This window comes from Pseudomonas sp. NPDC090755, from assembly GCF_044769005.1.
Taxonomy (GTDB): domain Bacteria; phylum Pseudomonadota; class Gammaproteobacteria; order Pseudomonadales; family Pseudomonadaceae; genus Aquipseudomonas.
The window spans coordinates 45,546-65,557 of sequence record NZ_JBIVXC010000011.1 but is presented as its reverse complement, the minus strand read 5'-3'; the positions used below and the strand labels follow the sequence as shown (position 1 = coordinate 65,557).

The following is a 20,012-nucleotide window of genomic DNA, read 5'->3' as shown; positions in this document are numbered from 1 at the left end:
GAAAGGCTTACAGGTTCATTTATGGTAAGGATGCCCGGACAGCACGGTCCAGGCGCGGTACAGCTGCTCGCCGATCAGTATCCTTACCAATGGGTGCGGCAGGGTCAGCGGCGACAACGACCAGCGTTGCTCGGCGCGCGCGCAGACTTCCGGCGCCAGCCCTTCCGGGCCGCCGACCATGAAGTTCACGGTACGCGAATCCAGCCGCCAGCGATCGAGCTCGACCGCCAGTTGCTCGGTGCTCCAGGGCTTGCCATGGACCTCCAGGGTGACGATCCGTTCCCCTGGCTGGACCTTGGCCAGCATGGCCTCGCCCTCCTGACGGATCAGGCGGGCGACGTCGGCATTCTTGCCCCGGGTGTTGAGCGGTATTTCCACCAGCTCCAGCGACAGCTCCGAAGGCAGGCGCTTGGCATACTCATGCCAACCGTCCTCGACCCACTTGGGCATGCGCGAGCCGACCGCGATCAGACGCAGACGCACGACGCTTCCTTATTCCCGGTCTTTGAGCTTTTCGGAGTAGTCGTGGGTGTTTTCCGGGCTATGGTGCTTGCCATCGGCGGCACGGCTCTGCTCGGCACCGACCCACAGGCGCTCCAGGTCGTAGAACTGGCGGGCGGCAGCGGTCATCATGTGAACGATGACGTCGTTCAGGTCGAGCAGCACCCAGTCGCTGTCGCCCTTGCCTTCTTCGCCCAGCGGCTGCGCGCCCTTGGCCTTGACCGCTTCGCGAACCTTGTCCAGCATCGCGTTGATCTGGCGGTTGGAGGTACCGGTGGCGATGATCATGTAGTCGGTCAGGCTGTGCTTCTCGCGCACGTCGATGACCTGGATATCCTGGGCCTTGACGTCCTCCAGGGCTGCCTTGGTCAGTTCGACCAGTTCTTCGCCACTGATGGCACTGATTTTTTGCTTGGTCATATAAAACTCATTCAACTCGTAAAGTAGGGGGCGCTTTTCAGCACCCTCAGTTCGGCGCACGGTAGAGGTTGTGCGCATCGATATAGGCCAGTACTGCGTCCGGCACCAGAAACCGCACCGACTTGCCGCTGGCCAGCAGCTGTCGGATCTGCGTGGCTGACACCGCAAGCGGCGTCTGCCAGACGAATGCAATATGTCCCGCCGGCCCGACCAGGGCCTGCGGATCACTGACTGAGCGTGCCGCCAACAGGTTGCGCAGGGCATCCGGTGGCTCGACGTCGGCATCCGGGCGTTGCAGCACCAGGATGTGGCAGTGTTGCAGCAATTCTTCCCAGCGATGCCAACTGGGCAGGCCGCAGAAGGCATCCCAGCCCAGCAGCAGGAACAACTGGTCCGAGGCGGCCATTTCGGCGCGCATCAATTCCAGCGTTTCAATGGTGTACGACGGCGTGTCACGCAGCAGCTCGCGGGCATCGACCGACAGGGTCGGCACACCCTCGACCGCACAGCGCACCATCGCCAGGCGGTCCTCGGCCGACACCTGCGGGGTGTCGCGGTGCGGCGGGCGGGCATTGGGCATCAGCCGCAGCTCGTCCAGCGCCAGCACTTCGGCCACCTCCAGCGCACTGCGCAGGTGACCGATATGCACCGGGTCGAATGTCCCGCCGAGCACGCCGATGCGCCGGGCGGGCGACATCGTCGAGACGTGGGCGAGCGGTGTGCGCTCGGCCAAGTCAGAGCGACTCCTGTCCGCGCAGTTGACCGTCGCCGATCACCACGTACTTTTCACAGGTCAGGCCTTCCAGGCCAACCGGACCACGGGCGTGCAGCTTGTCGGTGGAAATACCGATCTCCGCGCCCAGGCCGTACTCGAAACCGTCGGCAAAGCAGGTCGGGGTGTTGATCATGACCGACGACGAATCGACCTCGGCCATGAACCGCCGGGCCTGGCCCTGGTGTTCGGTAACGATGGAATCGGTGTGGTGCGAGCCATACCGATTGATGTGCTCGATGGCCTGCTCCAGGCCGTCGACCACGCGGATCGAGAGGATCGCCGCGAGGTATTCGGTGCTCCAGTCCTCTTCCGTGGCCGGCACCGCCTCGATGATCTGCCGGGTGCGCTCGCAGCCGCGCAGTTCGACGCCTTTTTCCCGGAATTGGCCGGCCATTTCCGGCAGGAACGCTGCCGCGACCGACTGATCGACCAGCAGGGTTTCCATCGCCCCGCAGATGCCGTAGCGGTAGGTCTTGGCGTTGAAGGCGATGCGCCGGGCCTTGTCCAGTTCGGCATGCTCGGCCACATAGACGTGGCAGATGCCGTCCAGGTGCTTGATCACCGGCACCCGGGCGTCACGGCTGATGCGTTCGATCAGGCCCTTGCCACCGCGCGGGACGATCACATCGACGTACTCGGGCATGCTGATCAGCGCGCCCACGGCTTCGCGGTCAGTGGTTTCCACCACCTGAACCACCGCAGCCGGCAAGCCGGCCTCGGCCAGGCCGCGCTGAATGCACGCAGCGATGGCCCGGTTGGAGTGGATGGCCTCGGAGCCACCACGCAGGATGGTGGCGTTACCCGACTTCAGGCACAGGCTGGCCGCATCGATGGTCACGTTCGGACGCGATTCGTAGATGATCCCGATCACCCCCAGCGGCACGCGCATCTTGCCGACCTGGATACCCGACGGCCGATAGCTCATGTCGCGAATCGCCCCCACCGGGTCAGGCAGGCTGGCCACCTGGCGCAGGCCGACGATCATGCCGTCGATGCGTGCCGGCGTCAGCGCCAGGCGCTCGAGCATGGCCGGCTCCAGGCCATTGGCGCGGCCGGCGGCCAGGTCCAGCTCATTGGCGGCGGACAACTCGACGCGCGCTGCGTCCAAGGCATTGGCGGCAGCCTGCAGCGCGCGGTTCTTCTGCGCGGTGCTGGCGCGGGCGATGACGCGGGCAGCCTCACGGGCGGCGCGACCCAGGCGGGTCATGTAGTCAAGAACGGACTCAGTCATGGGCTCAGTGTCTTGGCGGAGGGGAAATCGGCTGATTATAACTGGCAGGCCGCCCCACGCCCAGCGGTCACAGTCGGATGGTCGAAAACAGTGTTCATTGAGCCCGCGCCCACAATAGCCGCTGAGAGCTGTTCAGCATCGATTAAGCCAGAAATTGCTATCATCGCCGACCTGACCACCGCGAATCCGCCAGCATGCCCGACTCCGCCCCCTGCCCGCCCCGGGCCTTGCCTGACAGTTTCTTCGATCGCGACGCCCAGGAACTGGCCAAGGCCCTGCTGGGCAAGATCATCCGCCACCGCCACGGCCCCTATTGGCTGGCGGCACGGATCATCGAGACCGAGGCCTACTACTGCAGCGACAAGGGCAGCCACGCGTCCCTCGGCTATACGGAAAAGCGCAAGGCGCTGTTCCTCGACGGCGGGCATATCTACATGTACTACGCCCGTGGCGGTGATTCGCTGAACTTCAGCGCCCAGGGTCCGGGCAACGCGGTGCTGATCAAGTCCGCCTATCCCTTCGTTGACGCCATCTCCGACGCCAACAGCCTGGCGCAAATGCAGCTGAACAACCCCGACGCCAGCGGCCGGCCCCGGGCCATCGAGCGCCTGTGCGCCGGCCAGACCCTGCTGTGCAAGGCCATGGGCCTGAAAGTGCCGCACTGGGACGCCAAGCGTTTTGACCCAGACCGATTGTTTGTCGAAGACTGCGGAATCAATGTGAAACACATTATTCAGAGCCCCCGTCTGGGCATCCCCACAGGCCGCGACGAACATCTGCCCTACCGCTTCGTCGACGCCGACTTCGCCCGCCATTGCACCCGCAATCCGCTGCGCCGGGGTCAGGTCGAAGGCCGCGACTATTTTTTACTGACACAAGGAAACTGACACGATGGGCCAATGGCTCGACAGCCTGACCGGTTGGCTTGGCGCCAACCCGCAATGGCTTGGCTTGGCGATTTTTCTGGTGGCCTGCGTGGAGTGCCTGGCCATCGCCGGGATCATCGTACCCGGCACCGTCCTGCTGTTCGGCGTTGCCGTGCTGGCCGGCAGCGGCGCCCTGTCGCTGGGCGAAACCCTGCTGCTGGGATTCTTCGGCGGCCTGCTGGGTGATGCCATCTCCTACACCCTGGGACGCAAGTTTCACCAGAACATCCGGCGCCTGCCCCTGCTGCGCCATCACCCGGAATGGATAGGCGGCGCCGAAACCTACTTCCAGCGCTATGGCATCGCCAGCCTGCTGGTCGGCCGCTTCATCGGCCCGCTGCGCCCCATGCTGCCGATGGTCGCCGGCATGTTCGACATGCCCCTGCCCCGCTTCATCGCCGTAAGCCTGATTGCCGGTGCCGGCTGGTCGGTGGCCTACCTGCTGCCCGGCTGGGCAACCGGCGCGGCCATGCGCCTGCCGTTGCCGGAAGGTTTCTGGATGGATGCCGGGCTGATTGCCGCGGGCCTGGCGTTGCTGGTCGGCGTCAGCATCAGCTGCAGCCTGCGCAGCATGCGCCGTGGCACCCGGGTGATCGCCGGACTCAGCCTGCTGGCCCTGGCGGGCGTATTCCTGGGCTGGCCCTACCTGCATGAGTTCGATCAGGGCTTGATGACCCTGATCCAGGAACATCGCAGCAATGCCATCGATGGCAGCGTGGTGTTGATCACCCGCATGGGCGACTTTCGCACCCAATTCATCCTCGGTGGACTGCTGACCGGATTGTTGATGCTGGCGCGCCAATGGCGTCCGGCCCTGTTTGCCGGCGCCACCCTGATCGGCACCGCCCTGGCCAATGGCAGTCTGAAATGGCTGTTCGCCCGCGCCCGCCCGGAAGTGCTGTCCGACCCCCTGACCACCTACAGCATGCCCAGCGGACACAGCTCGGCGGCATTCGCCTTCTTTCTGGTGCTGGCGGTGCTCGCCGGACGCGGCCAGCCTGCGCGCATGCGCCTAACCTGGATTCTGCTCGGCTGCCTGCCGGCCCTGTCGATTGCCTTGTCGAGGGTCTACCTGGGCGCGCACTGGCCGACCGACATCCTCGCCGGCGCCCTGCTCGCCTGCTGCATCTGCGCCACCAGCCTGACCCTGGTCCAACATCGCCAGCCGCTGACGGCCCTGCCATTGAAGGTCTGGTGGCTGATCCTGCCGGCGTGCGTGGCCGTGCTGGCCTTTTTCAGCCTGCACTCGCTGCCGCACGCCCTGCTGCGCTACCAGTACTGAGGGCTCAGGCGAACAACTCACCTTGCAAGCGGTCGAGCAACGCCTGGATAGCGTCCAGGCGTTGCCGAGGCGAGTCGATGGCCAGCAAATCGAGTTTGTCTTCTTCGACAAAGGGCAGCAGGTAGGCCAGTTGGTTGGCCAGTGACTGCTGGCCTGTAACCGTCACCGGCATACCCAGCGCCTCGACCATCGGATGCTCGCCCAGCGCCTGCAGCAATGCCAGCAAGTCATGATGGTCATCCTCCAGCGGCGTTTCTTCCTGCTCCTGCAACCAGGACACATCGGCAACGAGCAGTTGGTCCTTCTGCACTTCGAAAGGCCCGACCCGAAAGCGGCGGGTACCTTCGACGCGAATGCCGAGCAGGCCGTTGTCCTGCTGCACGAAGTCGCGAATCACCGCCTCGCAGCCCAGCTGCGAAAAACCCGTCGGCGCCTTGCCGACCTGCTGCCCTTCGAGAATGCAGACCACGCCGAAGCCGCCGCCCTTTTTCATGCAGCGACCGATCATGTCCAGGTAGCGTGCCTCGAAGATCTGCAAGTCGAGGTAGCAACCGGGAAACAACACGGTGTTGAGCGGAAACAGGGGTAGCGTCATCGCAATTCCTCAAACAACCAGGCTGACCGCCAGCGGCAGGAACACCGCCGTGGCAACCCCCATCAAACTCATCGCCAGGGCCGCGAAGGCCCCGCACTCATCGCTTTCCTGCAGCGCCACCGACGTGCCTACCGCGTGGGCGGTCACCCCCAGGGCCATGCCCCGAGCCTCGGCACTGTGCACGCCACACCGCGACAGCAGCGCCGGGCCGAAGATCGCCCCGATCACCCCGGTGATCAGCACGAACACCGCCGCCAGTGCCGCCACACCGCCGATCTGCTCGGCCACCAGCATGGCAATAGGCGAGGTCACCGACTTGGGCGCCATGGTCATCAGGATCATGTGCTCGGCGCCGAACCACCAGCCCAGCAGCAGGCAGGCGCCCGTGGCGAACACCCCTCCGATTACCAGCGTAGTAAAAGTCGGCCAGAACAGCTGGCGAATGCGCCGCAAGTTGAGATACAGCGGCACCGCCAGGGCTACGGTGGCCGGCCCCAGCAGCGTATTCATGATCTCGGTGCTCTTGCGGTACTCGCTATAGGTCAGACCGCAGGTGAGCAGCACGCCAATGACCACCAGCATCGACACCAGGACCGGCTGCAGGAAAATCCAGCGGGTCTTCTCGAAGGCCGCCAGCACCACCTGGTAGGCACCCAGGGTGATGCCGATGCCAAACAGCGGATGATGAATCACGGCGTCGAGCGCGCCACTCCAGTCCAGGCTCATGACTGCCCCTCTCGCTTGCCCTGACGGGCGATGAGCTTTTGCATCAGCACGCCGACAAAGGCCAGGGTGATCAATGCCGAGAGCACCAGGGCGCCGACAATGGCCCAGAAGTCAGCCGCGATATCGGCGGCATAGACCATCACCCCCACCGCCGGCGGCACCAGCAGTAACGGCAGGTAGCGCAGCAGGCTGTTGGCCGCCTCGCTCAGGGGCGCGCCCACTTCGCCGCGCACCATGAGAAATACCAACAGCAGCAAGAGACCGATGATCGGCCCGGGCAGGACGGGCACGAACAGATGATTGATCGCCGTCCCAAGCAATTGAAACAACACCAGCCAGGTCAATCCACGCAACAGCATAACGCTCTCCTTCGGGCCAGGCAGGCATTATAAGCACGCTAACAACCTGTCTATAACCTCATATTCACTCCGGGGATGGCGACTTGACCTCGCTGAACGGGCGTGCTGATCTAAGGTTCTTGAATCTGCCGTAGTCATAAGAAAAACCAAAGACAACCTGGAGAGTCACGATGCCCCAAGTACCTGTTGCAGAGCTTTCGCAGTACGTTGGAAAGGAACTGGGACGTTCCGACTGGATGACCATCGATCAAGAGCGCATCAACCTCTTCGCCGAAGCCACTGGCGACTTTCAGTTCATTCACGTCGACCCGGTGAAGGCGGCAAAAACGCCATTTGGCAGCACCATTGCGCACGGTTTTCTCAGCCTGTCGCTGATTCCAAAGTTGATGGAAGACATCATGGTTGTCCCCGAGGGCAACAAGATGGTGGTCAACTATGGCCTGGATAGCGTGCGCTTCATTCAGCCGGTGAAGGTCAACAGCCGGGTCCGGCTCAAGGTCGACATGGCGCAGGTGACCGAGAAGAAGCCTGGCCAATGGCTGATCAAGCTCACCGCCACCCTGGAAATCGAAGGCGAGGAGAAACCTGCCTATATCGCCGAGCCGCTGACGCTCTGCTTCGTCTGACCCCGCACCCTGCTGAAACAGCCCCCGTGGCTGTTTCAGCCAGCACATTGTGCGGCATACTCGGGACCTCACCCGTCCGGACCCCGCCATGCGCCTACTCGCTCCTCTTGCCCTGACCTTGCTGCTCGCCGCTTGTGGCGATGGCGAACCCCTGTCTCCACCCGATGCCCGCCTGCCCGATGGTGGTCGCTTCCGGGGCCAGGTGGTCGATGGTCTGCTGCAAGGTGAAGGGCGCATCGACTACCCCAATGGCAGTTGGTACGCCGGCGACTTCCTCAATGGCCAGTGGCATGGCCAGGGCGAATGGCACGGCAGCAATGGCGAGGTCTACCGCGGCCAGTTCCAGCAGGGGCTGTTCCATGGTCCGGGCACACTGAAAACACCGGGCAGCAGCTACACCGGCAATTTCAAGCAGGGCCGTCGCGATGGCGAAGGCACGCTGAAGGAAAACGGCCAGCAGTACCGCGGCCAGTTCAAGGACGACCAGTACAACGGCGCCGGCTTGTTGCAACTGGCCGACGGCAGCCAGTACCAGGGCCTGTTCGCCCGCGGCAAGCCCAATGGCGAAGGCATTCGCAGCGATGCCGACGGCAACCAGTTCAGCGGCCAGTTCCGCAACGGCCAGCTCGAAGGCAGCGGCACCTTCAACAGTGCCGAAGGCGACCAGTACATCGGTGCATTTCGCGACAACCGCCTCGAAGGCCGAGGGCGCTACGAGAGTGCCGAGGGCGATGTGTGGATCGGCCAGTTCAAGGACGGCACGCTCAACGGCAAGGGCGAACTGATCGGCAGCGACGGCAGCCACTACAAGGGCAACTTCCGCGACTGGCGTTTTTCCGGCAAGGGTCGCCTGCAACTGGCCGATGGCAGCCTGTACGTCGGCAGCTTCGACAACGATACCTACCAGGGCCACGGTCGCCTGACCCAGATCGATGGCAGCAGCCAGAGCGGCTACTGGCTCAACGGCCAGCGCGTGCGCGACGAACAGGGTCGCCTGCTGCCCGACCCGCTGGAGCTGGCCCTGCTCAATCAAGGCGCGCTGCTGGACAAGGCGCTGGCCAGCGTTCCGGCATCGACGCCGCAGATCGAACTGTACAGCCTGACACTGGCCGGCGATGGCAAGCAGAGCGTGTTCATGCGCGAAGCCGACTATGTCAGTGGCATGCTCAAGAGTCGCTTTGGCGCAGTGGGCCAGGTCAACCTGGTCAACCACCGCGACCACCTCGACGACCGGTTGATGGCCACCCGCGAGAACCTTGCCCGCGCCGTGCGCACCCTGGCCGAACGCACCGGCCCCGAGGACCTGGTGTTCATCTACCTGACCAGTCACGGTAGCGCCGGACACGAACTGGTGCTGGACCAGCCGCGCCTGCAACTGGCCGACCTGCCGGCCGACGCCCTGGCCACCACCCTGGCGCCACTGAAGGAGCGCGATAAGGTCATTGTCATCTCGGCCTGCTATTCGGGGGGCTACATCGATGCGCTCAAGGACAACAAGACCCTGGTCATGACCGCCTCGCGCGCCGACCGGGTGTCATTCGGCTGCTCCGAGGAGGCCGACTTCACCTACTTCGGCGACGCCCTGTTCGCCCAGGCCCTGAACCAGACCGACGACCTGCAGCAGGCCTTCGACCTGGCCCGCGCCAGCGTGGCAGAGCGTGAAGGTGTGGAAGGATTCGATCCCTCGGAGCCACAGATCTGGGCACCCAAGGAGGTGCTGGCGCACTGGCAGCGGCTGCGCCAGCAGCAGGCCAGCAAGGCCTTGCAGAGCAGTGACAGAAATTCGGCGGAACATGCAAAAATCGCCAGCAACCACTAAGCTGACTGTATCAAGGGAGAGACATCATGTACTTGACGCCTCAGCATATCCTGCTTGCCGGAGCCACCGGTCTCACCGGTGAACATCTACTTGATCGGTTGCTCAACGAGCCCACCATCAGCCGGGTGCTGGCCCCTACGCGCCGGCCCCTTGCCGAACACCCGCACCTGGAAAACCCGGTAGGCGACCCGGCGCTCTTCCTCCCGCAACTGGCAGGACGCGTCGACATCGCCTTCTGCTGCCTGGGCACCACCATCAAGCAGGCCGGTTCCGAACCTGCCTTCCGCGCCGTCGACCTGGACATGGTGGTGGCCTTCGGCAAGCGTGCCCGGGAGCTGGGTGCGCGACACCTGCTGGTGATCAGCGCCCTGGGCGCCGATCCGAAATCACCGATCTTCTACAACCGGGTCAAGGGCGAAATGGAAGAAGCCCTCAAAGCCCAGGACTGGCCGCAGCTGACCATCGCCCGCCCCTCCCTGTTGCTGGGTGACCGGCCCGAGCCACGTCTGGCCGAACGGGTAGCCGGCCCGCTGTCCAGACTGATTCCGGGCAAATACCGTGGCATCGAGGCGTGCCAGCTGGCCCGTGCACTGTGGCGCCTGGCCCTGGAAGAACAGGACGGCATTCGTATCGTCGAGTCCGACGAGCTGCGCAGACTGGGCAAGTAGCAGGCGCGCCTGTCTCTCTGTAGCCGCTGCCGCCAGGCTGCGATCGGCCGTGAAACGGCCGTAAAACCTGCCTGCGCCAATACGCCAGGCTCAACGGGGTATCCGAAATGCGAATGCTGCGCAGTCGATCGCAGCCTCGTTCCTCGGCAGCGGCTACGCAAGGTCGGTCATCACAACCCGCCTGTGGCCTGAAATCCCACGCCTATCGCCGTCAGCAGCGATAACGGCAGCAGCAGCGTGTCGAGCAACAGGCTGCCCGGCAAATCCAGCCCCGGATAACCCGGTGCCTCGGCGCCAAATCGGTCCATGGCACAACACCCACCCTGCAGGGCATAGAGGTCCAGGCGCGTGCCGCTATAGACCAGCGGCGCCCCCGGCTTGGCCGCATCCAGCGTTCGCACGCTGGCGCAGCCGCTGGCCAGCAGGCACAGCAGCACTACACCACCAAGGCGCTTCATTCATCCGCGCCGAGATGATGCTCGCCCCAACGCGACAGCATGTCCTGGGGGATGTTCAGCAGATTGAGGATCCGCGCCACGACAAAGTCGATCAGGTCGTCGATGGTCTGCGGCTGATGGTAGAAGCCCGGCGCCGCCGGCAGGATCACCGCGCCCATGTTCGACAGCTTGAGCATGTTCTCCAGGTGGATGGTGGAGAACGGTGCCTCGCGCGGCACCAGGATCAGCTGGCGACGCTCCTTGAGGGTGACGTCGGCGGCGCGTTCGATCAGGTTGTTGCAAGCACCGGTGGCAATCGCCGACAGCGTCCCGGTGGAACAGGGCACCACCACCATCGCCGCAGGCGCACCGGAGCCCGAGGCCACCGGTGACATCCAGTCTTCCTTGCCGTACACCCGGATCTGCCCGGCGGCAGCCCCGGTGTACTCGGTGAGAAACGCTTGCATCGCTTGAGGTTTGGCCGGCAGCACCACATCGGTCTCGGTGGACATCACCAGTTGCGCGGCCTTGGAGATCAGGAAATGCACCTCGCGGTCCTCGCGCACCAGGCAATCGAGCAGGCGCAGCCCATACTGCGCCCCCGAAGCCCCGGTCATGGCCAGGGTGATGCGCTCCGGCCCGCTCATTTCAGCGCCTCGGCCAGCTTGCCATGCAGCCCGCCAAAGCCGCCGTTGCTCATGATCACCACCTGGGTGCCGGGCGTGGCCAGACGCTTGACCCGCTCGATGATCGCCTCAAGGCTGTCGGCGACCACAGCAGGCACCTTGCACTCGGCGGCCGTCGCACCCAGGTCCCAGCCCAGGTTCGGCGGCGCGTACCAGATCACCTGGTCGGCGTCGTTGACGCTTTCCGGCAAGCCGTCACGGTGGGCCCCGAGCTTCATCGAGTTGGAGCGCGGCTCGATCACCGCAATCAGCGGCGCATCGCCGACACGCTTGCGCAGGCCGTCGAGGGTGGTGGCAATGGCGGTCGGGTGGTGGGCGAAGTCGTCATAGATAGTGACGCCTTGCACTTCGGCAACCTTCTCCATGCGCCGCTTGACGCTCTTGAAGGCGCTCAGCGCAGCGATACCCATGGCCGGCACCACGCCAACATGACGAGCCGCAGCCAGAGTGGCCAAGGCATTGGCGACGTTGTGCTGGCCGGTCAGTTCCCACTCGACCACACCCTGGCGCTCGCCGTCGAAGCTGACTTCGAAACGCGAGCCATCGGCACTGAGCAGTTTGACCTGCCACAATCCGCCTTCGCCGGTGGTCTGTACCGGGGTCCAGCAGCCCATCTTGATCACCCGCTCGATAGCAGGTTCGGTGGTCGGGTGAATGACCAGGCCTTCGCTCGGAATGGTGCGCACCAGGTGGTGGAACTGCCGCTCGATCGCTGCCAGGTCAGGGAAGATGTCCGCATGATCGAACTCAAGGTTGTTGAGGATCGCGGTCCGCGGACGGTAGTGGACGAACTTCGAGCGCTTGTCGAAGAAGGCGCTGTCGTATTCGTCGGCCTCGACCACGAAGAACGGCGTGCCGCCCAGGCGCGCCGATACCGAGAAGTTCTGCGGCACGCCGCCGATCAAAAAGCCCGGGCTCATGCCGGCATGCTCCAGGACCCAGGCCAGCATGCTGCTGGTGGTGGTCTTGCCGTGGGTACCGGCCACTGCCAGCACCCAGCGCCCCTGCAGGACGTGGTCGGCCAGCCACTGCGGGCCGGACACATAAGGCAGGCCCTTGTTGAGCACGTACTCGACCGCCGGGTTGCCACGCGACAGCGCATTGCCGATCACCACCAGGTCGGGGGCCGGGTCCAGCTGGGCGGCGTCATAGCCCTGGGTCAGCTCGATGCCCTGGGCTTCGAGCTGCGTGCTCATGGGCGGATAGACATTGGCGTCGGAGCCCGTGACGCGGTGGCCAAGCTCTTTGGCCAGTACCGCCAGCGAACCCATGAAAGTGCCGCAAATACCGAGAATATGAATGTGCATGTTCGACCTCGCAAAACGTCGAGGCAGGGTAGCCCAGGGCGCGGGAAATCGCACCCTGTGATTCGCTCAAGCGTCGCGGGCGATGCCGTGTTTGCGAAGTTTTCGATATAAGGTATTGCGACTGACCCCCAACTGCGCCGCGACATGGGTCATGTGCCAGCGCTGCTGTTCCAGCACCGCCAGCAAGGCGCTGCGCTCGGCATCCTCCAAGGGTGGGACCTGTGGGAGCGGGCTTGTCCCGCGATGCGATGTGGCTGGCGCACTGCAATCGCGGGACAAGCCCGCTCCCACACGGATGATGGCCGGCAGGTCGGCGAACGCGATGCAGCCGTCTTCACACAGGGCTACCAATGTGCGCATTACATTGCGCAACTGCCGCACGTTACCCGGCCAGGCAAACTCCAGCAGTGCCCGCCGCGCCGCAGGATCGAGGATTACCGGCTGCCGGCCGGCCTCTTCAGCCAGGATGAAATCCAGCAACTGGGATTTGTCACTGCGCTCGCGCAGCGCCGGTAGTTCGATTTCAAGGCCATTGAGTCGGTAATACAGGTCTTCCCGGAAGCTGCCATCCTCGACTCGCTCCAGCAGGTTGCGGTGCGTGGCGCTGATGATGCGCACGTTGACCGCCTGCGGCTCACCGCCGATCGGCACCACCATGCGGTCTTCGAGCACACGCAGCAGGCGGGTCTGCAAGGCCAGCGGCATGTCGCCGATTTCATCCAGCAACAGCGTGCCGCCGTCGGCCTGTTGCAGCTTGCCGCGCATGCCGTCCTTGCGCGCGCCGGTGAAGCTGCCGCCGCGATAGCCGAACAGCTCGCTCTCGATCAGGCTTTCGGGAATCGAGGCGCAGTTGAGTGCGACAAAGGCTTTGCCGCTGCGCTCGCTGGCCTGGTGAACCGCCTTGGCAAAAGCCTCCTTGCCGCAGCCGGTCTCGCCATTGAGCAACAACGGCACATCGCGTTCGAACACCCGCACGGCGCGACGAAAGTCATTCTGCAGGGCCGGATCGACCAGGCAAATCGCTCCAGCCCCGGGGACTTGAGCCGGTACCACCGACTGCACCACAGGCGGCACCAGCGAGCGCACCTGGCTGCGCAGGCTGGCAAACAGCAGCCGCCCGTCACGGGTGCGCAGCGGCCAGCGGGTACTGGCCTGGGATGTGGCGCGGCTGAACAGCTCATCCTGGGAGCAGTCGAAAAACATATCCACAGGCTTGCCCAGCACGCCACCACGGATGGTGCCCAGCAGGTTCAATGCACTCTGGTTCACGGCGCAGATCCGTCCGTCACCGTCGAACGCCAGCAACCCCTCACTGAACAACCCGACCGATTCGGCTTGCAGGTGAAAGCGCAACAGGAACTGGTTCTCGAAGTAACGCAGGAAATAGCAGCTCTCGATCATCTTCGCCGAGAGGTTGACCAGGGCCATGGTGTGGAACTGGCTCTGGCGCGACACATCCGGCCGGGCCGAGGAAACATCGAGCACCGCCAGCAGTTCGCCATGGGGATCGAACACCGGGCTGGCCGAACAGGTCAGGCCCGTGTGCCGGCCACGAAAATGTTCATCCTGATGGATGGTCAGGGACTGGCGCTCCACCAGGCAGGTGCCGATGCCGTTGGTGCCTTCGCGGGCCTCGCTCCAGTCGGCGCCGAGCCACAGCCCGGCGCGCTCGAAGATGCGCCGCTCAGTCGGCTCGGTGACGCAGTTGAGGATCACCCCGCGGGCATCGGTCAGCAGTACCGCATGCCCCGCCCCGGACAACTGCTGGTGCAGACTGTTCATCTCGCTGCCGGCGATCTGCAGGACCTGCTGCAGGCGCTCGCGACTCTCCAGCACACGCCCATGTTCGAGCACGGTCGGCGCCACACTCAAGGCCGGATCCAGGTGGTAGTCCTCCAGGCAACGCAACCAGGAGCGGGCAATAGAGGGATCGCTGCCCGGCCCGTGCATCTGCGCCTTGCCCTGGGTCACCGTAAGCACTTGCCGGGCATGCCGGCTGAGATGGGTGTTCTGCACTTTTTATTGTTCTCCGCAGACGAGATGCCTCCAGCATCCTCCACCCGTCCACGCATTGCAATGCTGGCTGGTCCCATGGGGCACGGCCTGTGCCGAGAACGGTACAAAGTGTCACCCCTGCTGTACCAGCGTCGCCACAGCGCAACCGGCAACAACCCCGGAAAACCTCGCAACCCCTTGATTTACCTGACCCTGGCAACACTGGCCCAACCCTTGCTCTATGCTTCATATCCTCCCCAACAAGCACAATAGCCAGGAGACACACCATGCGTTATGCACATCCCGGTACCGAAGGCGCCAAGGTTTCCTTCAAAAGCCGTTACGGGAACTACATCGGTGGCGAGTTCGTTGCTCCGGTCAAAGGGCAATACTTCGAGAACATCTCGCCGGTGAACGGCCAGCTGATTGCCGAATTCCCGCGCTCCACCGCCGAAGACGTGGAGAAGGCCCTGGACGCTGCCCACGCCGCCGCTGACGCCTGGGGCACGACCTCGGCCCAGGCACGCTCGCTGATCCTGCTGAAAATCGCCGACCGTATCGAACAGAACCTCGAATTGCTGGCCATTACCGAGACCTGGGACAACGGCAAGGCCATCCGCGAAACCCTCAACGCCGACATTCCCCTGGCCGCCGACCACTTCCGCTACTTCGCCGGCTGCCTGCGCGCCCAGGAAGGCGGCGCCGCGGAAATCGACGGCAACACCGTGGCCTACCACCTGCATGAGCCCCTGGGTGTGGTCGGCCAGATCATCCCGTGGAACTTCCCGATCCTGATGGCCGCCTGGAAACTCGCCCCGGCCCTGGCCGCCGGCAACTGCGTGGTGCTCAAGCCGGCCGAGCAGACCCCACTGGGCATCAGCGTGCTGCTGGAAGTGATCGGCGACCTGCTGCCACCCGGCGTGCTCAACGTGGTGCAAGGCTATGGCCGCGAAGCCGGTGAAGCACTGGCCACCAGCAAGCGCATCGCCAAGATCGCCTTCACCGGCTCCACCCCGGTGGGTTCGCACATCATGAAGTGCGCCGCCGAGAACATCATTCCATCGACCGTGGAGCTGGGCGGCAAGTCGCCGAACATCTTCTTCGAAGACATCATGCAGGCCGAGCCTGCGTTCATCGAAAAAGCCGCCGAGGGTCTGGTACTGGCCTTCTTCAACCAGGGCGAAGTCTGCACCTGCCCGTCGCGCGCCCTGGTGCAAGAGTCGATCTACCCGGCGTTCATGCAGGAGGTGATGAAGAAGATCAAGCAGATCAAGCGCGGCGATCCGCTGGACACCGATACCATGGTCGGCGCCCAGGCATCCGAGCAGCAATTCGACAAGATCCTCTCGTACCTGGAAATCGCCGAGAAGGAAGGTGCCGAGCTGCTCACCGGTGGCAAGGTGGAAAAACTCGAAGGCAGCCTGTCGACCGGCTATTACATCCAGCCGACCCTGCTCAAGGGCAACAACCAGATGCGCGTATTCCAGGAAGAAATCTTCGGCCCGGTGGTGAGCATCACCACCTTCAAGGATGAAGCCGAAGCCCTGGCCATTGCCAACGACACCGAGTTCGGCCTCGGCGCCGGGGTCTGGACCCGCGACATCAACCGCGCCTACCGCATGGGCCGCGGCATCAAGGCCGGCCGTGTGTGGACCAACTGCTACCACCTGTACCCGGCCCACGCCGCGTTCGGTGGCTACAAGAAGTCCGGCGTTGGCCGTGAAACCCACAAAATGATGCTCGACCACTACCAGCAGACCAAGAACCTGCTGGTCAGCTACGACATCAATCCGCTGGGCTTCTTCTAACCCCGCAACCGAGCGGCCCCACCCCCGGGGCCGCTCTGGCTCGCTTCCTGCAAGACCCTCACCACAGGCCGGCATCCGCTGGCGACGATAAAAAGAACAGGTGACTCCTATGCCAAGCGATCACTCCGGCAACGTGCCGACAGGCTCTTCTGTCGACTTCGAAAAGGTCGGCTCCGATTATTTCCAACAACGTGAACTGAAAAAGGGCGCGGCAGGCTGGGTGCTGCTGGTGGGCCTGGGCGTCGCCTACGTGATTTCCGGCGACTATGCCGGCTGGAACTTCGGCCTGGCCCAGGGCGGTTGGGGCGGTATGTTCCTGGCCACATTGCTGATGGCCACCATGTACCTGTGCATGTGCTTTTCCCTGGCCGAACTGTCGTCGATGATCCCCACCGCGGGCGGCGGCTACGGCTTTGCCCGCAGTGCGTTCGGGCCCTGGGGCGGGTTCCTCACCGGCACCGCGATCCTCATCGAGTATGCCATCGCCCCGGCGGCGATTGCCGTGTTCATCGGCGCCTACTGCCAATCGTTGTTCGGCATCGGCGGCTGGATGATCTACCTGGCCTTCTACATCATCTTCATCGGCATCCACATTTTCGGCGTCGGTGAAGCGCTCAAGCTGATGTTCATCATCACCGCCATCGCCGCGATCGCCCTGGGCGTGTTCCTGGTGGCCATGGTCCCGCACTTCAGCGTCGACAACCTGTTCGACATCGCCCAGACCGATGCCGTGGGCGCCAGCAGCTTCCTGCCGTTCGGTTATGTCGGGGTGTGGGCAGCGATTCCCTATGCAATCTGGTTCTTCCTTGCCGTCGAAGGCGTGCCGCTGGCGGCCGAAGAAACCAAGAACCCGAAGCGCGACCTGCCCCGCGGACTGATCGGCGCCATGCTGGTGCTGCTGGCCTTCGCCCTGCTGATTCTGGTGGTCGGCCCTGGCGGCGCCGGTGCCGAAGCCCTGAAGGCCTCCGGCAATCCGCTGGTCGAGGCACTGGCCAAGGCCTATGGCGGCTCCACCTGGATGGGCAGCTTCGTCAACCTGGTGGGCCTGGCGGGTCTGATCGCCAGCTTCTTCTCGATCATCTACGCCTATTCGCGGCAGATTTTCGCCCTGTCCCGCGCCGGTTACCTGCCGCGCAAGCTCTCGGAAACCAACAAGAGCAAGGCGCCGGTGCTGGCCCTGGTGATCCCGGGGATCATCGGCTTCGCCCTGTCGCTGACCGGCCAGGGCGACCTGCTGATTCTGGTGGCGGTGTTCGGCGCTACGCTGTCTTATGTACTGATGATGGCCGCGCACATCACCCTGCGCATCCGTCGCCCCAAAATGGAGCGTCCGTATCGCACGCCGGGCGGCATCTTCACCTCCGGCGTGGCCCTGGTACTGGCCTGCATCGCCGTGGTCGCGGGCTTCCTGGTCGACCCACGGGTGGTGATTGGCGCTGCGGTGATCTACGGCGTGTTGATCGCCTACTTTGCGTTCTACAGCCGGCATCACCTGGTCGCCGGGACACCGGAAGAAGAATTCGCCGCGATCCAGAAGGCCGAAGAGGCCTTGCACTGATCCGCGCCACCCTCCGCCGCAGGCTTGTCCTGCGGCGTTCTGGAGATTGTGTATGGCAAGTTTCGTTCACACGGCAGGCCAGCAAACCTACCGTTTCGACAGCCTCAAGGAGGTCATGGCCAAGGCCAGCCCCGCCCGCTCCGGCGACTTTCTCGCCGGGGTGGCCGCCAGCAACGATGGTGAACGGGTCGCCGCGCAAATGGCCCTGGCCGACATCCCGCTCAAGCACTTTCTGAGCGAGGCGCTGATTCCCTATGAAGACGACGAAGTCACCCGGCTGATCATCGACACCCACGATGCCCAGGCCTTCTCCCCGGTCAACCACCTGACCGTCGGCGGGCTGCGCGACTGGCTGCTTAGCGAGCAGGCCGACGAAGACAGCTTGCGTGCCCTGGCCCCGGGCCTGACCCCGGAAATGGCCGCTGCCGTGTCGAAGATCATGCGCGTGCAGGACCTGGTGCTGGTGGCGCAGAAAATCCGCGTGGTCACCCGTTTTCGCGGCACCATGGGCCTGCGCGGTCGCCTCTCGACCCGCCTGCAGCCCAACCATCCCACCGACGAACCGGCCGGTATCGCCGCGAGCATCCTCGACGGCCTGCTCTACGGCAACGGCGACGCCATGATCGGCATCAACCCGGCCACTGACAGCATCGCCTCGATCTGTGCATTGCTGGAAATGCTCGACGCCATCATCCAGCGCTACGACATCCCCACCCAGGCCTGCGTGCTGACCCACGTCACCACCTCGATCGAAGCGATCAACCGTGGCGTGCCGCTGGACCTGGTGTTCCAGTCCATCGCCGGCACCGAAGCGGCCAACGCCAGCTTCGGCATCAACCTCAATGTCCTGCAGGAAGGCTACGAGGCGGGCCTGAGCCTCAAGCGCGGCACCCTGGGGCAAAACCTGATGTACTTCGAGACCGGCCAGGGCAGCGCCCTGTCAGCCAACGCCCACCACGGCGTCGACCAGCAGACCTGCGAAACCCGCGCCTACGCCGTGGCCCGCCACTTCAAGCCGTTCCTGGTCAACACCGTGGTCGGTTTCATCGGCCCGGAATACCTCTACAACGGCAAGCAGATCATCCGCGCCGGCCTCGAAGATCACTTCTGCGGCAAGCTGCTGGGTGTGCCCATGGGCTGCGACATCTGCTACACCAACCATGCCGAAGCCGACCAGGACGACATGGACATGCTCCTGACCCTGCTGGGCGTGGCCGGGATCAACTTCATCATGGGCATCCCCGGCTCCGACGACATCATGCTCAACTACCAGACCACTTCGTTCCACGACGCCCTCTACGCCCGCCAGACCCTGGGTCTGAAGCCGGCGCCGGAGTTCGAGGCCTGGCTGTCGCGCATGGGCATCTTCACCCAGGCCGATGGCCGGGTGCGTTTCGGTGACAACCTGCCTGCGGCCTTCCGTCAGGCCCTGGCGCAACTGGGATGAGCGAGCCGACCATGGACAACACCCCGCAACACGACAACAGCAGCAACCCCTGGCTGGAACTGCGCCGCCTGACGCCAGCGCGGATCGCCCTGGGCCGCACCGGCACCAGTCTGCCGACCGGCGCCCAGCTGGATTTCCAGTTCGCCCATGCCCAGGCCCGCGACGCCGTGCACCTGGCCTTCGATCACCAGGGCCTGCGCAACCAGCTCGCAGAGCGTGGTCGCGACAGCCTGCTGCTGCACAGCGCCGCCGCCGACCGTGACAGCTACCTGCAGCGTCCGGACCTGGGCCGGCGCCTGCACACGGACTCGGCCCAACAGCTGCGCGAGCACGCCCAGGCCAATCCGGGAGGCGTCGACCTGGCCATTGTGGTCGCCGACGGTCTGTCGGCCCTGGCCGTCCACCGCCATACCCTGCCGTTCCTCAGCCGCTTCGAAGAACAATCGGCCGCCGACGGCTGGTCGACTTCACCGGTCATCCTGGTGGAGCAAGGCCGCGTGGCGGTGGCGGACGAAGTCGGCGAGCTGCTTGGCGCGAAAATGACCGTGATCCTGATCGGTGAACGCCCGGGCCTGAGCTCGCCGGACAGTCTTGGCCTGTACTTCACCTACAACCCCAAGGTCGGCCTGACCGACGCCTACCGCAACTGCATTTCCAACGTGCGCCTGGAAGGGCTGAGCTACGGCATGGCCGCTCACCGCCTGTTGTACCTGATGCGCGAGGCGTGCCGACGTCAGCTTTCAGGGGTCAATCTGAAGGACGAAGCCCAGGTTCATACCCTGGAATCAAACGAGAAAACACCTACGCAGGGAAATTTCCTGCTGGGCAAGTGAGTGCATTTTCGTA

19 protein-coding genes and 2 pseudogenes are annotated in these 20,012 nt (G+C 64.3%); 9 read left to right on the top strand and 12 right to left on the bottom strand.

Going from position 1 to position 20,012, the window contains the following annotated elements:
- Positions 1-15: 15 nt before the first annotated feature.
- The 4 genes from rlmH to ACIQUS_RS17085 are packed head-to-tail and all read right to left on the bottom strand — an operon-like array spanning position 16 to position 2,927.
- Positions 16-483: a 23S rRNA (pseudouridine(1915)-N(3))-methyltransferase RlmH gene (rlmH, locus tag ACIQUS_RS17100; protein ID WP_010222895.1), complete on the bottom strand. Its 468-nt coding sequence runs from the start codon at positions 481-483 to the stop codon at positions 16-18.
- A 9-nt stretch (positions 484-492) separates the two neighbouring features.
- Entirely contained in the window at positions 493-921 is a 429-nt protein-coding gene (gene rsfS, locus ACIQUS_RS17095) for a ribosome silencing factor (protein ID WP_403048657.1), read from the bottom strand.
- Between the two features lie 46 nt (positions 922-967).
- Positions 968-1,618, bottom strand: a complete 651-nt coding sequence (gene nadD / locus ACIQUS_RS17090) for a nicotinate-nucleotide adenylyltransferase (RefSeq protein ID WP_285861994.1) — start codon at positions 1,616-1,618, stop codon at positions 968-970.
- A 37-nt stretch (positions 1,619-1,655) separates the two neighbouring features.
- Entirely contained in the window at positions 1,656-2,927 is a 1,272-nt protein-coding gene (locus ACIQUS_RS17085; RefSeq protein WP_403048654.1) for a glutamate-5-semialdehyde dehydrogenase, read from the bottom strand.
- A gap of 194 nt (positions 2,928-3,121) precedes the next feature.
- On the opposite strand from ACIQUS_RS17085, the gene ACIQUS_RS17080 reads away from it, so the two are divergent.
- Both ACIQUS_RS17080 and ACIQUS_RS17075 read left to right on the top strand, forming a co-directional pair.
- On the top strand, positions 3,122-3,814 hold the full coding sequence (locus tag ACIQUS_RS17080) for a DNA-3-methyladenine glycosylase (RefSeq protein ID WP_403048651.1): 693 nt from the start codon (positions 3,122-3,124) through the stop codon (positions 3,812-3,814).
- Positions 3,815-3,818: 4 nt separating this feature from the next.
- Positions 3,819-5,135 carry a bifunctional DedA family/phosphatase PAP2 family protein gene (locus ACIQUS_RS17075; protein ID WP_403048648.1) on the top strand — a complete coding sequence of 439 codons (1,317 nt, stop codon included), beginning with the start codon at positions 3,819-3,821 and terminating at the stop codon, positions 5,133-5,135.
- Positions 5,136-5,139: 4 nt separating this feature from the next.
- Here the strand turns inward: ACIQUS_RS17075 and ACIQUS_RS17070 are convergent, their stop codons facing one another.
- The 3 genes from ACIQUS_RS17070 to ACIQUS_RS17060 are packed head-to-tail and all read right to left on the bottom strand — an operon-like array spanning position 5,140 to position 6,815.
- The gene (locus tag ACIQUS_RS17070) at positions 5,140-5,730 is read right to left on the bottom strand and encodes an LON peptidase substrate-binding domain-containing protein (protein WP_403048645.1); all 591 of its coding nucleotides are present in this window, start codon (positions 5,728-5,730) and stop codon (positions 5,140-5,142) included.
- 9 nt (positions 5,731-5,739) lie between these two features.
- Entirely contained in the window at positions 5,740-6,450 is a 711-nt protein-coding gene (locus ACIQUS_RS17065) for an LrgB family protein (RefSeq protein ID WP_403049006.1), read from the bottom strand.
- 2 nt (positions 6,451-6,452) lie between these two features.
- Positions 6,453-6,815 (bottom strand): CidA/LrgA family protein, encoded by a 363-nt coding sequence (locus tag ACIQUS_RS17060; protein WP_403048642.1) that lies wholly within the window; start codon positions 6,813-6,815, stop codon positions 6,453-6,455.
- 170 nt (positions 6,816-6,985) lie between these two features.
- On the opposite strand from ACIQUS_RS17060, the gene ACIQUS_RS17055 reads away from it, so the two are divergent.
- The 3 genes from ACIQUS_RS17055 (at position 6,986) to ACIQUS_RS17045 (ending at position 9,928) form a co-directional block, all read left to right on the top strand.
- Positions 6,986-7,441, top strand: coding sequence for a MaoC family dehydratase (locus tag ACIQUS_RS17055; RefSeq protein ID WP_403048639.1), 456 nt, complete (start codon positions 6,986-6,988; stop codon positions 7,439-7,441).
- An 88-nt stretch (positions 7,442-7,529) separates the two neighbouring features.
- Complete coding sequence (locus tag ACIQUS_RS17050) at positions 7,530-9,260, top strand: C13 family peptidase (RefSeq protein ID WP_403048636.1); 1,731 nt, start codon at positions 7,530-7,532, stop codon at positions 9,258-9,260.
- A gap of 26 nt (positions 9,261-9,286) precedes the next feature.
- Positions 9,287-9,928 carry an oxidoreductase gene (locus ACIQUS_RS17045; protein WP_403048633.1) on the top strand — a complete coding sequence of 214 codons (642 nt, stop codon included), beginning with the start codon at positions 9,287-9,289 and terminating at the stop codon, positions 9,926-9,928.
- 170 nt (positions 9,929-10,098) lie between these two features.
- Here the strand turns inward: ACIQUS_RS17045 and ACIQUS_RS17040 are convergent, their stop codons facing one another.
- From ACIQUS_RS17040 to ACIQUS_RS17020, 5 genes and pseudogenes are all read right to left on the bottom strand, one after another.
- Positions 10,099-10,386: a YceK/YidQ family lipoprotein gene (locus ACIQUS_RS17040; RefSeq protein WP_403048630.1), complete on the bottom strand. Its 288-nt coding sequence runs from the start codon at positions 10,384-10,386 to the stop codon at positions 10,099-10,101.
- Positions 10,383-11,012, bottom strand: coding sequence for a flavin prenyltransferase UbiX (gene ubiX, locus ACIQUS_RS17035; RefSeq protein ID WP_403048627.1), 630 nt, complete (start codon positions 11,010-11,012; stop codon positions 10,383-10,385). The genes ACIQUS_RS17040 and ubiX overlap by 4 nt, the downstream gene beginning before the upstream one ends.
- Positions 11,009-12,358: a UDP-N-acetylmuramate:L-alanyl-gamma-D-glutamyl-meso-diaminopimelate ligase gene (gene mpl, locus ACIQUS_RS17030; protein ID WP_403048624.1), complete on the bottom strand. Its 1,350-nt coding sequence runs from the start codon at positions 12,356-12,358 to the stop codon at positions 11,009-11,011. Before mpl ends, ubiX begins: the two co-directional genes overlap by 4 nt.
- Before the next feature lie 66 nt (positions 12,359-12,424).
- A pseudogene (locus tag ACIQUS_RS17025) lies at positions 12,425-12,577 on the bottom strand (helix-turn-helix domain-containing protein); the annotation flags it as partial.
- Between the two features lie 71 nt (positions 12,578-12,648).
- Positions 12,649-14,374: pseudogene (locus ACIQUS_RS17020) on the bottom strand (sigma-54-dependent Fis family transcriptional regulator); the annotation flags it as partial.
- Between the two features lie 266 nt (positions 14,375-14,640).
- Between ACIQUS_RS17020 and ACIQUS_RS17015 the strand changes: the two are divergent.
- The 4 genes from ACIQUS_RS17015 (at position 14,641) to eutC (ending at position 19,999) form a co-directional block, all read left to right on the top strand.
- Positions 14,641-16,161, top strand: a complete 1,521-nt coding sequence (locus tag ACIQUS_RS17015; RefSeq protein WP_403048621.1) for an aldehyde dehydrogenase family protein — start codon at positions 14,641-14,643, stop codon at positions 16,159-16,161.
- 109 nt (positions 16,162-16,270) lie between these two features.
- The gene (gene eat / locus ACIQUS_RS17010; RefSeq protein WP_403048618.1) at positions 16,271-17,719 is read left to right on the top strand and encodes an ethanolamine permease; all 1,449 of its coding nucleotides are present in this window, start codon (positions 16,271-16,273) and stop codon (positions 17,717-17,719) included.
- 52 nt (positions 17,720-17,771) lie between these two features.
- The gene (locus ACIQUS_RS17005) at positions 17,772-19,166 is read left to right on the top strand and encodes an ethanolamine ammonia-lyase subunit EutB (RefSeq protein ID WP_403048615.1); all 1,395 of its coding nucleotides are present in this window, start codon (positions 17,772-17,774) and stop codon (positions 19,164-19,166) included.
- A gap of 11 nt (positions 19,167-19,177) precedes the next feature.
- Positions 19,178-19,999 carry an ethanolamine ammonia-lyase subunit EutC gene (gene eutC / locus ACIQUS_RS17000; protein WP_403049003.1) on the top strand — a complete coding sequence of 274 codons (822 nt, stop codon included), beginning with the start codon at positions 19,178-19,180 and terminating at the stop codon, positions 19,997-19,999.
- Positions 20,000-20,012: the final 13 nt, after the last annotated feature.